Consider the following 13,382-nt stretch of genomic DNA (forward strand, 5'->3'; position numbering starts at 1 on the left):
TCCGCCGGGCACAAATCCGCCCCGCCCGGCATCAAAGAGTATAGGTTCGGCGAACCCGGAGCGGGAGAGACGCATGCTGGAGATCCATTCGCTAATTGCCCGGCGCGGGGGCGCGGCGCGGCCGATCGCGGGCGCCCTCGCGGCCCTCGCGCTGGCGGCCGGGACGCTGTCGGGATGCGGGGACGCGGGTGCGACCATCACGCGGCTGACGGTGGGGTCGCCGGGCCCCGATCCGTACACGCTGGCGTCCAACACCGACGAGATGAAGGTGAAGAAGCGGCCGCGGGCGGGCGGAACGCAGGACGGCGACTCCCCCGGCCTGTACGGCGGGACGCGCCGGGCGGCGACCTGCGACCAGCAGAAGCTGATCGCGTTCCTGCAGGCCAACCCGGACAAGGCGCGGGCGTGGGCGAAGGTGCAGGGCATCCCGGTGAGCGACATCCCGCGGTACGTGTCGCGGCTGACCCCGGTGCTGCTGCGCACCGACACCCTCGTCACCAACCACGGCTACGACAACGGGAAGGCGACGAGCGGCCCCGCCGTCCTGCAGGCCGGAATGGGCGTTCTGGTCAATGGTTACGGGGTGCCCGCGGTGAAGTGCAATTGCGGGAATCCGCTGACCCGGCCGGAGAAAAAGATCTCCCCGCGGAACGCGTCCTACAGTGGCCGATCCTGGCCGGGATTCGAGAAGCGGAATGTGACCCGGATCCGCCCGCGGGACGCCCAGAAGGGGACGATCGAGACCTACGTCCTCGTCGACCCGGAGGGGACGATGGGGTTCGAGCGGCCCCGCGCCACCGCCGGACCGGCGGACGGGCCGCCGGCCGAGCTGCCGCCCACCGAGACCGAGGTGCCGACCGGTGACTCGCCCGCGCCGGAGGACTCCGGCCTGGAGTCGTCCGGGACGCCGTCGCCGGGCACCGAGTCCCCGGGGCTCGAGTCGCCCGGCACCGGGACGCCCGGCCCGGAGACCTCGGATCCCGGGACTCCCGGCACCGAGCCCGCGACCGGGGAGCCGGGAGTGCCGACGGACGACCCGGGTACGCAGACCGGTGGGCTGGAATCGCCCGTGGACGTGCCGCAGGCTCCGATCTCGCTGCCGCCGGCGGAGGAAGAGCCCACCCCCACCGTCACCTGAGCGGGCCGTGCGATAGATTGCTCATATGAGCAGTGCTTCAGATGTTGCGGCCGCCGCGGTGCCCGCCCAGGCGCCCGCGCGGACACCCGCCGGGACGTCCGCGGCGGCGCCGGCCGACGCCTGCGCCGTCCGCGTGGTCGACGCCGAGAAGGTCGCCGTCGTCTCCGCGTCCCTGCCGGCCGCGGAGACGATCACCGAGGTGGCGCAGGTGTTCGGGCTGCTGTCCGACCCCGGGCGGCTGCGGGTGATCACCGCGCTCCTCGAAGGGGGCGAGATGTGCGTGTGCGACATCGCGGCGGCCTGCGGGCACTCGGAGTCGGCGGTCTCGCACGCGCTGCGCCTGCTGCGCGCCAACCGCGTCGTCCGGGTCCGCCGGGCCGGCCGGATGGCCTACTACCGGCTGGACGACTCGCACGTCCGGATGCTGCTCGACCTCGCCCTCACGCACGTCGGCCACGGGGAGGAGGCCCCATGACCGCCGACCGGGACCCCGCGCCGGACGGGCACGGCCACGGCCACGGGCACGCCGTCTCGGCGAGCGCCGACCGGCGGCTGCTGACCGCCGCGCTGGTGCTGATCCTCGCCTACATGTCCGGCGAGGTCGTCATCGGCTTCGTCGCCTCCTCGCTGGCGCTGATCACCGACGCGGCGCACATGATGACGGACGCGTTCGCGATCGCGCTGGCGCTGGTCGCGATGCGGATCGCCGCGCGCCCGCCGAAGGGCGGCTACACCTTCGGCCTGCGCCGCGCGGAGATCCTGTCCGCGCAGCTGAACGGGCTGACGCTGATCCTGCTCGCGGTCTTCTTCGTCTACGAGGGCGTCCGGCGGCTGGTCGAACCGCCCGCGGTGGAGGGCCAGTTCGTCTTCTGGACGGCCCTCGCGGGCATCGCCGTCAACGTCGCGGCGACCGTGCTGATCAGCAGGGCCGACCGGCGGAGCCTGAACGTCGAGGGCGCGTTCCAGCACATCCTGAACGACCTGTTCGCGTTCATCGCGACCGCGGTCGCCGGCCTGGTCGTGTGGACGACCGGCCTCGCCCGCGCCGACGCGGTCGCCTCGCTGGTGGTGGCGGCGCTGATGCTGAAGGCCGGATACCGGCTGCTGCGGGACGCGGGCCGGGTGCTCATGGAGGCCGCGCCCGCCGGGATGGACCCGTCCGAGGTGGGGGCCCGGCTCGCGGAGCGCCCGTGCGTCGAGGAGGTCCACGACCTGCACGTGTGGGAGGTCAGCTCCGGCTACCCGGCGCTGTCCGCGCACGTGCTGGTCGACGTCCAGGGCGACTGCCACGCCGTCCGCCGCGACCTGCAGGAGCTGCTGCGCGCCTCGTACGGGATCACGCACACGACGCTGGAGGTCGACCACGTGGACGTGCCCGACGGCGGCCCGCACGGGCACTGCGACGACCCGCACGGCCCCCGCCACGTGGCGGAGGGCGGGGAGCCGCACGAGCACGCGGGCAGCGCGCCCTGCGATCACTAGGGGGCGCCGTCACGCCGCCGCGGCGCGGCCGGCGAGGCGGTTCCCGGCCGCGGCCGGGACGCCCTCGGGGTCGCCGGCGCCGAGCAGGTACGGGGCGAGGTAGGCCTGTTTCGCCGTGTTGACCGTCGTCCAGTCGTCGTTGAGGATGCCGCCGGTGTCACCGGAGTTCGGGTTCCACGACCAGTAGGTGAACGAGATCCCGCCCGTTCCCTCGCCGAGATAGGCCATCAGGGTGCGCAGCCAGGTCTGGTCGCGCGGGTCCCTCAGCGTCGTCCCGAACTCGCCCAGCAGGACGGGCGCGACGTCGTTCTTGTAGAGGTGGCCCCAGTTCTTGTCCCAGATACCGGCCATGTTGGACGGGAAGGACGGGTCGTCGAACCACGGCTGCGGATAGACCGACGTGGCGTAGTCGTGCGCGGAGTAGACGAGCCGGTTCGGGACGTCCAGCCGCACCGGGTCCCGGGCGGCGCCCTGGAGGTTGCCGCCCCACCAGTAGTTGTCGCCCTCGTGGTCGTTGACGCCCTCGACGATGATCAGCCAGTTCGGGTTGGCGGCCAGGATGGCGTTGCCGGCCCGCTCGGCGGCGAGCCGCCAGTCCCGGGCCTGGTCGCCGCAGCCCCAGCAGGCCGGGGAGTGCGGCTCGTTGTGCAGGTCGGCGCCGATGACCGTGGTGTCGCCCGCGTAGTGCCGGGCGAGCATCGTCCAGTCGGAGATCCAGCGCGACTCGGGGTAGGCGGCGGTGTACCAGAGCGCGGACTGCCCGCCGGAGTCCGGGCGGTGCCGGTCGAGGACGACCTTCAGCCCGATCCGCCCCGCGTAGTCGACGATCTTGTCGAGGATCGCCAGCCCGTCCAGCCCTCGCAGGTCCGGGTTCTTGGTGTAGTCGATGCTGTTCGGCGTGCTGCCCGGATCGAACAGCTGGCTGCTGTACGGCAGCCGGAGCGTGTTGTAGCCCAGGCCCTTGATCTGGTCGAGCATGTCCGTGTAGCCGCGCGACCAGAGGCCGTGCGGGGTGTAGTTGGACGTCTCGGCGCCGAACCAGTTGATGCCCGTCATCCGCACCGGCCGGCCCTCCGCGTCGAGCAGCTGCCGGCCGCTGGTGTGCCAGTATCCGGTGCCCGCGGCGGCGCGCGCCGTCTCCGGCGCCGCCGGGACGGACACCAGCGCCAGCAGGGCGGCCAGGACGAACAGAAGGATGCGGCCGCGCCGCAGTGTCGCGGTCATGCGCGCTCTCCTCTTCCGGGACGGACCGTGACGGTTCTCATGCGGGGTCCTCTTCTCTGGTGGGAGCGCTCCCAAAGTCGCGGCGCCGACGCCGTGTGTCAAGGAGGGCGGCCCCGGCCCCGCGGCGACCAGGCAACCCGCGTGAAAACCCGTGAAACGGCCCGCCCTGTCCCTACGACAGGCCGAAGAGCCGGGCGGGGCCGTGCCAGCAGACCGAGCGCAGCCAGTCGTCGCCGAGGTCCAGGGCCGCCAGCGACTCCAGCTGGTGCGCGTACTCGTAGGGGATGTTGGGGAAGTCGGTGCCGAGCAGGACGCGCCCGTCCAGCCCCAGCTCGCGCAGCCGGGGAAGGAGCGCGGCCGGGAACTCGGCGAGCGCCGCGAACCGGGTGAAGACCATCGTCGTGTCGAGGTGGACGCCCTCGTACCCGTCGGCGAGGGCGAGGAAGCCCTCGAACTCCGGCGCGCCCAGGTGGGCGACGATCGCGGTCAGCCGCGGGTGGCGGGCCAGCACCTCGCCGAACGGGCCGGGGCCGGTGTAGCCGTTGGCGACCGGGCCCGATCCGGCGTGGACCAGGGCCGGTACGCCGGCCTCGGCGAGCATCCCCCACACCGCGTCCAGCTCCTTGAGGCGCGGGTCGAACCCGCCGACCTGGAGGTGGACCTTGACGACGCGGGCACCCGACTCCAGGGCGCGGCGCACGTAGTCCTCGACGCCCGGCTCGGGGTAGAAGGTCGCGGTCTGGATGCATTCGGGGACGCGGGCGGCGAACTGGGCGGTCCAGTCGTTCAGCGACTCGGCCATCCCCGGCCGGTGCGGGTAGGTCAGCGAGGTGAAGGCGCGGACGCCGAGGCCGCGCAGGAACGCCAGCCGCTCCTCCTCCGAGTCCCGGTAGCGGATCGGCCACTCGGTGCCGATCAGCGGGCCCGCCTCGTCGAAGTACCCCCAGACGGCGCTCATCAGCCGCGGCGGCATGAAGTGGACGTGGACGTCGATGATGCCGGGCAGCCCGAGCGCCCACCAGAACGCGGGGACGTCGGAATCAGAACGGGGTTCGGTCACGCCTCGACCCTAGCCGGAGCTCAGGTGATCTCGGCGAGCAGGGCGGGCAGAGTCGCGCGCAGCTCGCGCCGCCAGTAGGGCCAGCTGTGCGTGCCGCGGTAGAAGTGCGTGGTGACCGGGATGCCGAGCTTCTTCAGCTTGCCGGCGAACTCCAGGGAGACGGTGTGGGCGAGCACCTCCAGGATGTCGGTGCCCGTCGCGGGGCGCGGGTCGTAGGGGCCGGGCGTGCCGTCGCCGGCGCTCACGTGCACCCGGACGCCGGCGAGCCGGCCCGCGAGGTCGAACGGGTTGTGCTGCCGCCACACGACGCGCTGCCGGTCGGGGTCGCCCCAGACGTCGGTCCAGTCGAGGGACGGCGCGCCGATCGCGACGCCCAGCTCGACGAGGTCGGCGACGTCGAGCCCGGACGGGTCGCGGTGCAGCGTATGGACCGGCCCGCTGAACGACGCCGCCGCCCGGAAGAAGCCGCGGTGCCGCGCCGCGTACGCCAGGGCGCCGAGGCCGCCCATCGCGTTCCCGGCGACGGCGCGGTCCGGCCCGGCGCGGTATCCCCGTTCGAGGATCTGCCGGAGCTCGGCGAGGTGGAAGGTCTCCCACTTGGGCGCGCCGCCGTCGCCGCGGTTCCACCAGTCGGTGTAGTTGCCGCACGGGCCGCCCTCCGGCATGACGACGATCACGTCGGCGTCCTCGGTGAGCTCCTCGATGTCGCTGTGGTCGGTCCACACGGTGTGGCCGTCCCGCCCGGCGCCGGCGCCGTGCAGGAGCCAGAGCACCGGCCAGGTGCGGGAGGCGTCCCGCGACCAGCCGGGGGGCAGCAGGAGGCGGACGTGCACGACGCCCTCCAGGACGGGCGAGCGGATCGCCAGGTCGAGCACGCGGCGGCGGGGGCGGCGCTCGCCGACCACGGCCGCGCCGTCGTCGGCGGGGGCACCGGGCGGGGCCGTCCCGCCCGCGGCGATGGACGCCGTCAGCCCGGCGACCGCCACGATGAGTCCCGCTCCCGCCCAGCCCCGCAGCCGCATGTCCACGCCCCGGTCGTTCAGATGTTCTCCTGGTGTAAGGGTTCCCGCCGGCGGCCATGTTTCAACGCTGTGTAATCGGTTTATAAAGTGCCGGGCCGGGGTTTCCGGTCCACCATGGACCGTCATGCCGTGGAGGAGGCGACCAGTCGGATGCGGAGCGTCGGGATGCGGAGCAAGGCGGAGCTGGAGTCCGCGATCGCGGGCGGCGGCCGCGCCGTCCTGGTGATCAACTCCCGCTCGCGCCGGGGCCGCCGGCGCTACGGCACGGCCCGCCGCCTGCTGCGCGAGGCGGGGCTGGAGTTCCCGCACGTCTTCCCGGTGACCGACCCGAGCCGGCTGCGCGAGCTGTTCGCCGACATCCTGGCGCTGGAGCCCGACCTGGTCGTGGTCGGCGGCGGGGACGGCACGATCGCCGAGGCGGTCGGGCACCTGGCGCATCGCGACATCGCGCTCGGCGTGCTGCCGCTCGGCACCACCAACAACTTCGCCCGCAGCCTGGAGCTGCCGCTGGACCTGCCCGGCGCGGTCGCGACGCTCGCTCTCGGCCGCGCGGACGGCGGTAAGGTCGCGGACGTGGACGTCGGCTGGTTCGAGTCCACCGGCGACCCGCTGGGCGAGGGGCCCGGCGCCGAGCGCGAGCACATCTTCGCGAACATGGTGAGCCTCGGCCTGTCGGTCGAGGTCGCCGGGCACGTCCCGCACACGCTCAAGCGGTTCCTCGGCCGGCCGGCGTACGCGCTGACGGCGGCGCGGCTGCTGCCCCGGCACGAGGCGTTCACCGCCCGCATCCGGATCGGCGGCGAGGTCCGCGAGCTCGCCACGCACCAGCTGAACATCGCCAACGGCGCGCACCACAGCGGGCAGCGGATCGCCCGCGACGCCAGCCCCGACGACCGGCTGCTGGCCGTCTACCGGCTGGGCGACGAGCGGCGGCTGCGGCTGGCGTCGGCGACGGCCCGGCACGTCCTCACCGGGCAGTGGCGGAGCCTCGCCGAGGACGCGTTCCTCACCACCGGGGAGGTCGAGATCGAGACCGACCCGCCGCTGCGGGTGGACGTGGACGGCGAGATCCGCGGCCGCACCCCGGTCTCGATCAAGCTGCGCGGCAACGCGCTGCGGGTGATCGTCCCGCGCACGTTCACCGACACCTGACCGGGCTCAGGGCCGCGGCGGGGCCTCGTCCGCCATCACGTAGGCGCCCGCCTCCAGCCGCTCGATCAGGCCGCGCGTCCAGACCGCGGCGGAGTCGGCGGAGTGCACCCACCAGCCGAGCAGCTCGCGCAGGTGGTCCGCCGGGTCCTGCTCGTCCTGGAGCGGGGCGATGGACGCGCGCCAGCGGGCGAGGCCGTCCAGCCGCTCGCGCAGCAGCGCGACCGCCTCGGCGCGCGGCAGCTCGGTGAGGAACCCGAGCCCGGCCGTGAGCATCTCCGGGTGCCGGACGTCGACCGCGGAGATCGCGCAGCGCAGCAGCCGGAAGAACTCGGCCCGGCCGGCGTCGGTGATCTCGTAGTCGGTGTGCGGCGGCCCGGCCTCGCTCTCCTCCACGTCGTGCGCCCGCAGCAGGCCCTCCTTGGCCAGCTGCCTGAGCGCGTGGTAGATCGAGCCCGGGTTCACGTGGGCCCACTCGTCCGAGCCCCACGAGATGAGCTCCCTGCGGACCTCGTACCCGTGGGCCCGCCCGAACCGCCGCACTCCGCCGAGCACCAGCAGCCGCGTCGTCGACATCCTCGCCCCCTGATCGCAAACCTGTTCAGGGTAGAGGGTCCGGCCCGCGCGCGGCGCGGTCCTCAGCGTTTCAGGCTCGCGAGATCCTCGGAGGTGAGGGCCAGTCCCGCGGCGGCGGTGTTCTCCTCCAGGTGGTCCGGGGAGCCGGTGCCGGGGATCGCCAGCATCACCGGCGAGAGGGCGAGCAGGCCCGCGAGGAGGACCTGCGGGACGGTCGCGCCGTGCCGGTCGGCGATCGCGCGGACGCGCGCGTCGTCGGGAATGCCGAAGCCGCCGAGCGGGAAGTAGGGCGCGTAGGCGATGTGCTCGCGCTCGCACACCGCGAGGAGCGCGGTGTCCTGGGGCTGCGTCACGTCGAACCGGTTCTGGACGGCGGCGACGGGGGCGATCCTCCGGGCCTCGTCGAGTTGCGTCCCGGTCACGTGGCTCAGCCCGAGGTGCCGGATGAGCCCCTCCTCCCGCAGCCCGGCGAGGACCTCGAAGCGCTCGCCGATCGGCTCGTCCGCCGGCGGCTCCAGGCCGCCCGGACGCAGGTAGACGAGGTCGAGCCGGTCGAGTCCCAGCTCGGTCAGGTTCCGCTCCACCTCCGAGCGCAGCCGGGACTTCTCGAGCTGCCCCGACGGGTACGGGTCGCCCGGCCCCCGGTACGGGCCCACCTTCGTGGCGATGACGAGGCCGCGCGGGTAGGGGGCGAGCGCCGCGCGGATCATCTCGTTCGCCGCCGGGCCGTCCGGGTGGTAGTAGAACGCGGCGGTGTCGATGTGGTCCACGCCCAGCTCGACCGCCCTGTGCAGGATCTTCAGGCCCGTCTCGCGGTCGTTCGGCGGCACGTCCAGACCGCTCACGGGCAGCCGCATCGCGCCGAAGCCCATCCGGTTGATCCGCAGGTCGCCGCCGAGATCGAAATGCTGTGTCATGTGCCCCACTGTGCTGCGGCGCCCGGTTCGGGACGAGCGGCTGGCAGGTTGATGCCAGCGCGGCGCCCCTGCGGGCGCGTGGCAGACTGAAGGGTGATGAGCGTCGATCTGGACCGGAATGTCGTGCTGCGCGGCGAGGCGGAGCTGGCCGAGCGCGCCGGTCGGCTGTTCTTCGCGAGCGAGGAGTTCGCCTGCGCCGCGACGGACCTGAACACCTGGGCCCTGCCGGGGTTCCGGGAGCGGATCGTCGCCGAGCGGCGCAGGCTCCGGCCCGGACCGGACGCCTACAAGCTCTACAACCCGGCGGCGCTCGCGGACGAGGAGTCCGAGCGGCACCTGCTGGAGCTGGCGCGCGGCGGGGTCCGGGTGCGGATCTGCACGGCGCCGCTCCCGCACGAGACGATCATCGTGGACCGGCGGGTGGCGATCCTCGCGGGACCGCCCGAGGGCGGCGTCCGCGAGTACACGGTCGTCCGGTCGCCGAGCGTCGTGAGGGGCGTCGTGTCGCTGTTCTGGGCGACGTGGGAGAAGGCGGCCGACCTCGCCGACCACCGGCGCGACCGGCCGCCCGCGCTGAGCGAGGAGAGCCGGGCGATCCTGCGGCTGCTCGGCGGCGGGCTGAAGGACGAGGCCGCGGCGCGGCGGCTCGGCATGTCACTGCGCACCTACCGGCGCCGCGTCGCGGAGATCCTCACCCTGCTGGACGCCGGCTCCCGCTTCCAGGCGGGCCTGCGCGCCAAGGAGTACGGCCTGATCGGCTGACGGCCCGATCCGCTGGCGGCCCGAACAGCCGGGAGTCAGCCGCCGGCCAGCGGGACCAGCTTGACGAAGACCAGGTCGGGGTCCGCGCCGAGGTCGATCTCCTCGTCGAGGTCCTCCACCTGGCGGTCGCCGGCGAGCATGAAGAACCCGTTGCGCAGGAACGCGCGCTCGGCGATGTCGGCCTGCCGCTCCCAGTCGATGCGGCGGGGCTCGCGCAGCCGGTAGCCGTTCAGCTCCGCCTCGGCGTCGTCGGGGCGGACGAGGCCGTGGAACCGGTCGGACGGCCGCGCGTTGTGCCGGGCGACCTCCTCGCGGACCCGGAGCCGGATCAGCTCCCGGGCCGTCATCCGCGCCGGCAGCCCCGCCACTTGGAACTCGGCGACGGGCGCGCCGGTCGCCGTCTCGTCCCGGAACGTCACCTCGGCCATCACGCACCTCGCTTGATCTGCGACAGGATGGACTCGTCGCCGATCCTGTCGTCGGCGGCGAGCAGGAACGCCTTGCTCAGGATCAGGGAGAGCCGCTCGTCCTCGAACGGCAGGAACACCTTGGCGGCGGGCGTGCGGCGCTCGGGGACGATGCACAGGAACGCGTCGTCCGGCTCCATCACGATGTTCGCCGAGCCGAGGTGGATCTTGTAGGTGCGCAGCTCGCCCTTGACGACCAGGTGGCGCCCGTCGATGACGCAGCGGTCGGCGATCTTGGTCTTGGGCAGGATGCGCTCCAGGGCGTCCCTGCGCGTCCGCGTGGACTCGGTGAGGTCCGCGTGCCACTCGCGCACCCAGTAGTCGTGCGCCTCGCCGTCCTCCCACATGGGGTCGGCCGCGATCGAGGTGACGCCGACGAACAGGTCGACGTCGCGCATCGCCTCGCTCAGGACCCGCGGGGGGACGTCCGCGAGCGGCGCCTCCCGCCAGGCGCCGCCGGCGCGGCGGTCGAACATGACCCGGTTCGTCCCGGCGATCTCCTGCTCGCCGGCCCAGTCGGCGAGAACGTGCGAGAAGCGCACCCGCCACTCCCCCGCCGCGAGCGTCCGCGTCGCCTCGTCCGAGCCGCCGCCGTCCCACGGGCCGAGCAGGCGGCTGGTCCAGCCGCGGGCCCGGAACAGCGCGAACATCCGCCGGTAGTGGACGAGGTGCGCGGCGAAGCGGTTGGAGTAGGTCCGGGTCTCCTCCTCCGCCGGGGTGAGCAGGTAGATCTCGCGGAACGCCTGCTTGAACGGCTGCCGGATCCGCCGCTCGACGAGGAGGTCGCGCCAGGCCCGCACCTCGTCCGGCGAGGCCCCGATCGGGTGCCACAGCCGGACGGGGGCGTCGTCGGCGGCGTCCGGCAGGTCGCCGGCGGCCGGGAGAACGTCCCGCAGGTCGCCGGGGGCGACCTCGATCCGCCAGATCAGGGCGCGCACCACGGGTCCGGCGATCGGGTGCCGGACCAGCGTGTCGCGCCACTCGCCGAACGGGTGGGCCGCGTCGACGGTGAAGCCGCCCTCCAGCGCCCGCGCGAGCGTGGCGAGCTGGGCGTCGACGCGTTTGACCAGGTCGCGGAGCTCCTTGACCTCGTCCTTGTGGTCGCGGCGGACGGCCGCGGGGACGCTCTTCAGCGTCCTGCCGTCCTTCTCGAAGCTCAGCCCCGCCTTGCCGGCCGCGGTGACGACGGCCGTGTAGCCGGACAGCTCGCGGCGCAGCACGCCGTCGGCGTCGAAGCCGAGGCCGGGGAGCCGCAGCGCGACCTCGGTGCGCTCCGCGAGCGCCGCCTCGATCCTCTTCAGCATCTTGTCGAGCTGCTTGGGCACGCCCTTGTGCCGCACGGACCCGCGGACGGTCCGGAACGCGGTGACCAGCTCCGGCGTCGGGAAGTCCTGCGCCGCCCGCGCGATCTCGTACAGCAGGCCCTGCGACGGCAGCGACTTCGCCTCGGTCGGCGCGACGGAGACGCCGGGAAGGAGACGGTCGAAGAAGGCGGGCAGCCACGGCTCGTCCCGCAGCAGCATCAGGCGCGCGGCCCGGCCGAGGGTCGCCACCTCGTCGGGCGTGAACGCCTTGTCCGCGCGGAAGGGCACCTCGCCGGCCTGGATCGCGCGGGCCCGGTCCGCGGCGGCCTCCAGGGCGCGGCGGGCGAACGCGTCGTAGGCGGAGATCGGCGCGACGCGCTCCCACACGTCCGGGAGCGGCGGCGGGGAGGTGTAGGAGTTGGCGCGGTCGAGTTCGGTGAGGAGCACCCGCTCCCGCGCGCCGAGCCCGACGACGACGTCGAGTTCGTCCAGGGCGATCGGGCCCGATCTGCGGTCGCGGAGCCGTCCGGCCGTCGTGCGCAGGACGTCCTCGCCCGCGAGCCCGGCGACCGCCAGGAGCGCGAACGGCTGGTCGGTGCGGTCGGTGTCCAGGCGGAACCCGACCAGCGTGCGGGCCGGGGCCGAGACGTCCGGCCACGGGCCGGTGCAGCGCAGCAGGGAGCCCGCGCCCAGGGTCAGGTCGGCCCACTTGCGCGTTTCCAGTCCCGCGACGAGGGCGGCGAACATCCGCTCGCACGCCTCCGGCGTGTAGCGCGGCTGGCGCTGCTTGCCCTCGTCCTCGACCCGGAACCGGACCGAGGTCGACACGAACGGCTTCCCGCGGCCGACCGCGTAGGCGGCCGGCATCAGCGTGCCGAGGTCCTCGTCGGAGAGCCGGTCCAGGCCCGGGAACCAGGCGCGGAACTCCTCGTCCTCCGGCGCCGGGTCGGTCATGGCGCGCAGGAGCCGAGCGGTCAGGTCCATCAGGCCCCCATCTTGATCTGCCGCAGGACGGCCTCGTCAGTGATCTTGTGGTCGGCGGCCAGCAGGAACGCGGTGCCGAGGATCCGCGTCAGCAGTTCGTCGTCGACCGGCAGGAACAGGCCCTTCCGCCGCGGCCGGCGGACCGGTTCGACGCGCAGCCGGTCGTTGCCGGGCTCCATCAGCACGCTCCCGGACGCGAGGTGGATCCGGTAGGTGCGCAGCCCGCCGCGGACCACGAGGAACCGGCCGTCGACCGCGCAGCGGCCGGCGATCCGCGTGCCGGGCAGGACCCGGCGCAGTACGTCGGCGCGGATCTCGGCGCTCGCCGGAAGCCCGCCGAACGGCTCGTGCCCGGTGTCCGGAGCCACGCGCAGGAACAGGTCGGCCTCCCGCATCCCCTCGCTGAACACCAGCGGCGGCACGTCCGCCGGCGCCGTCTCCGTCCAGCGGCCGGCGGCCCGCCGCTCGAACCGCACGCCGCCGTGCCCGGGGTGGCGGCCGACCCGCCACCCGCCCTCGGCGAGGACGCGGCGGATCTCGCCGTCGAGGGGGCCGGCGCCGCGCGGCTCCGCGCCGGCTCCCGGGGCGCCGGTCCGGTAGGTCTCGCGGAAGGCCTGCGGAAACGACTGCGTCATCCGGTTGCCGGTCACGAAGTCGCGCCAGGCCCGGACCGCGCCGCGGAACGCGCGCACCGGATGCCACAGCCGGACCCGCGCCCCGGCGGCCGGGACGGGCAGCGCGCGGCCGTCCACGGTCACCAGCACGTCCTCGCCGGGGGTGGCGGCCCGCCAGAGCCCGTCCGGCGTCTCGAACTCCCAGACCAGGCCGCGCGCGACCATGCCGGTGACCGGATGGTCGCGGTGGTGCCGGCACCACCGCGCGTACGGCCAGGTGCGCTCGACCGCCATCAGCGCCTCGACCCGGCCGCGCTCGGCGGCGAGCGTCGCCCGGATCTGCCGCGCCAGCGTCTTCAGCTCCTTGACCTGCGCGGCGAACGGCACCTTGAGCGCGCCCGGCACGGTCGGCAGCGGGTGCCCGTCGGCGCCGATGAAGGCGAGCCGGACGGTCAGCGGGTCGGTGATGGCGATGACCGCCTGGTAGCCGCCGACGTCGCGGACGAGCGTGCCGTCCCGGCCGAGGCCGTGCGCGGGTACGCCGCCCTCGGCCGGCTGCGCCGGCGGGTCCTCGGCCGGCTGCGCCGGCGTGCTGCCGCGGCACGGTGCGTTGGGCGCGTCCTGATGCGCCCGGAGGTCGTCGGACATGAGGTGATCTTTCCAGAAGGCACCGTCGGCGCCGG

General features: G+C 74.1%; 13 protein-coding genes. 5 read left to right on the forward strand and 8 right to left on the reverse strand.

Features of this window, described 5'->3' with window-relative positions; translation table 11 throughout:
* The first annotated feature begins 73 nt into the window (after positions 1 to 73).
* The 3 genes from K8Z49_RS11795 to K8Z49_RS11805 are packed head-to-tail and all read left to right on the forward strand — an operon-like array spanning position 74 to position 2,620.
* Positions 74 to 1,138, forward strand: a complete 1,065-nt coding sequence (locus tag K8Z49_RS11795) for a DUF6777 domain-containing protein (protein WP_111831202.1) — start codon at positions 74 to 76, stop codon at positions 1,136 to 1,138.
* Positions 1,139 to 1,163: 25 nt separating this feature from the next.
* On the forward strand, positions 1,164 to 1,613 hold the full coding sequence (locus K8Z49_RS11800; protein WP_081842875.1) for an ArsR/SmtB family transcription factor: 450 nt from the start codon (positions 1,164 to 1,166) through the stop codon (positions 1,611 to 1,613).
* Positions 1,610 to 2,620 (forward strand): cation diffusion facilitator family transporter, encoded by a 1,011-nt coding sequence (locus tag K8Z49_RS11805; protein ID WP_021597584.1) that lies wholly within the window; start codon positions 1,610 to 1,612, stop codon positions 2,618 to 2,620. Before K8Z49_RS11800 ends, K8Z49_RS11805 begins: the two co-directional genes overlap by 4 nt.
* A 9-nt stretch (positions 2,621 to 2,629) precedes the next feature.
* Here the strand turns inward: K8Z49_RS11805 and K8Z49_RS11810 are convergent, their stop codons facing one another.
* From K8Z49_RS11810 to K8Z49_RS11820, 3 genes are all read right to left on the reverse strand, one after another.
* Positions 2,630 to 3,844, reverse strand: a complete 1,215-nt coding sequence (locus K8Z49_RS11810) for a glycoside hydrolase family 5 protein (RefSeq protein ID WP_412518728.1) — start codon at positions 3,842 to 3,844, stop codon at positions 2,630 to 2,632.
* 172 nt (positions 3,845 to 4,016) lie between these two features.
* Positions 4,017 to 4,904 carry an amidohydrolase family protein gene (locus K8Z49_RS11815; RefSeq protein ID WP_412518730.1) on the reverse strand — a complete coding sequence of 296 codons (888 nt, stop codon included), beginning with the start codon at positions 4,902 to 4,904 and terminating at the stop codon, positions 4,017 to 4,019.
* Positions 4,905 to 4,924: 20 nt separating this feature from the next.
* Entirely contained in the window at positions 4,925 to 5,926 is a 1,002-nt protein-coding gene (locus tag K8Z49_RS11820) for an alpha/beta hydrolase (RefSeq protein WP_075020611.1), read from the reverse strand.
* A gap of 165 nt (positions 5,927 to 6,091) precedes the next feature.
* Between K8Z49_RS11820 and K8Z49_RS11825 the strand changes: the two genes are divergently transcribed.
* A complete protein-coding gene (locus K8Z49_RS11825; RefSeq protein WP_024936327.1) occupies positions 6,092 to 7,078 on the forward strand; it encodes a diacylglycerol/lipid kinase family protein in 987 nt (328 codons plus the stop codon).
* A gap of 6 nt (positions 7,079 to 7,084) precedes the next feature.
* Here K8Z49_RS11825 and K8Z49_RS11830 read toward each other — a convergent pair whose 3' ends face one another.
* Together K8Z49_RS11830 and K8Z49_RS11835 are read right to left on the reverse strand one after the other, a co-directional pair.
* Positions 7,085 to 7,651 carry a PadR family transcriptional regulator gene (locus tag K8Z49_RS11830; protein ID WP_021597579.1) on the reverse strand — a complete coding sequence of 189 codons (567 nt, stop codon included), beginning with the start codon at positions 7,649 to 7,651 and terminating at the stop codon, positions 7,085 to 7,087.
* A gap of 62 nt (positions 7,652 to 7,713) precedes the next feature.
* Complete coding sequence (locus K8Z49_RS11835) at positions 7,714 to 8,568, reverse strand: aldo/keto reductase (RefSeq protein ID WP_021597578.1); 855 nt, start codon at positions 8,566 to 8,568, stop codon at positions 7,714 to 7,716.
* A gap of 96 nt (positions 8,569 to 8,664) precedes the next feature.
* Between K8Z49_RS11835 and K8Z49_RS11840 the strand changes: the two genes are divergently transcribed.
* Positions 8,665 to 9,330: a DNA-binding response regulator gene (locus K8Z49_RS11840; RefSeq protein WP_412518733.1), complete on the forward strand. Its 666-nt coding sequence runs from the start codon at positions 8,665 to 8,667 to the stop codon at positions 9,328 to 9,330.
* A 35-nt stretch (positions 9,331 to 9,365) separates the two neighbouring features.
* Here the strand turns inward: K8Z49_RS11840 and K8Z49_RS11845 are convergent, their stop codons facing one another.
* Genes K8Z49_RS11845 through K8Z49_RS11855 form a run of 3 tightly spaced genes read right to left on the reverse strand, consistent with a single transcriptional unit; the run spans position 9,366 to position 13,347 of the window.
* The gene (locus K8Z49_RS11845) at positions 9,366 to 9,758 is read right to left on the reverse strand and encodes a hypothetical protein (protein WP_075020406.1); all 393 of its coding nucleotides are present in this window, start codon (positions 9,756 to 9,758) and stop codon (positions 9,366 to 9,368) included.
* Positions 9,758 to 12,085, reverse strand: a complete 2,328-nt coding sequence (locus tag K8Z49_RS11850; protein WP_412518735.1) for a DUF4132 domain-containing protein — start codon at positions 12,083 to 12,085, stop codon at positions 9,758 to 9,760. The genes K8Z49_RS11845 and K8Z49_RS11850 overlap by 1 nt, the downstream gene beginning before the upstream one ends.
* Entirely contained in the window at positions 12,085 to 13,347 is a 1,263-nt protein-coding gene (locus K8Z49_RS11855; protein ID WP_412518737.1) for a DUF4132 domain-containing protein, read from the reverse strand. Before K8Z49_RS11855 ends, K8Z49_RS11850 begins: the two co-directional genes overlap by 1 nt.
* Between the last annotated feature and the right edge of the window lie 35 nt (positions 13,348 to 13,382).

It is taken from the genome of Actinomadura madurae (genome assembly GCF_047130825.1).
Classification (GTDB): domain Bacteria; phylum Actinomycetota; class Actinomycetes; order Streptosporangiales; family Streptosporangiaceae; genus Spirillospora; species Spirillospora madurae.

Excerpts from the sequence above, each read along its gene's own strand:
- K8Z49_RS11795 (WP_111831202.1), top strand. The coding sequence starts at position 74 with ATGCTGGAGATCCATTCGCTAATTGCCCGGCGCGGGGGCGCGGCGCGG.
- K8Z49_RS11800 (WP_081842875.1), top strand. The coding sequence starts at position 1,164 with ATGAGCAGTGCTTCAGATGTTGCGGCCGCCGCGGTGCCCGCCCAGGCG.
- K8Z49_RS11805 (WP_021597584.1), top strand. The coding sequence starts at position 1,610 with ATGACCGCCGACCGGGACCCCGCGCCGGACGGGCACGGCCACGGCCAC.
- K8Z49_RS11810 (WP_412518728.1), bottom strand. The coding sequence starts at position 3,844 with ATGACCGCGACACTGCGGCGCGGCCGCATCCTTCTGTTCGTCCTGGCC.
- K8Z49_RS11820 (WP_075020611.1), bottom strand. The coding sequence starts at position 5,926 with ATGCGGCTGCGGGGCTGGGCGGGAGCGGGACTCATCGTGGCGGTCGCC.
- K8Z49_RS11825 (WP_024936327.1), top strand. The coding sequence starts at position 6,092 with ATGCGGAGCAAGGCGGAGCTGGAGTCCGCGATCGCGGGCGGCGGCCGC.
- K8Z49_RS11830 (WP_021597579.1), bottom strand. The coding sequence starts at position 7,651 with ATGTCGACGACGCGGCTGCTGGTGCTCGGCGGAGTGCGGCGGTTCGGG.
- K8Z49_RS11835 (WP_021597578.1), bottom strand. The coding sequence starts at position 8,568 with ATGACACAGCATTTCGATCTCGGCGGCGACCTGCGGATCAACCGGATG.
- K8Z49_RS11840 (WP_412518733.1), top strand. The coding sequence starts at position 8,665 with ATGAGCGTCGATCTGGACCGGAATGTCGTGCTGCGCGGCGAGGCGGAG.
- K8Z49_RS11845 (WP_075020406.1), bottom strand. The coding sequence starts at position 9,758 with ATGGCCGAGGTGACGTTCCGGGACGAGACGGCGACCGGCGCGCCCGTC.
- K8Z49_RS11850 (WP_412518735.1), bottom strand. The coding sequence starts at position 12,085 with ATGGACCTGACCGCTCGGCTCCTGCGCGCCATGACCGACCCGGCGCCG.
- K8Z49_RS11855 (WP_412518737.1), bottom strand. The coding sequence starts at position 13,347 with ATGTCCGACGACCTCCGGGCGCATCAGGACGCGCCCAACGCACCGTGC.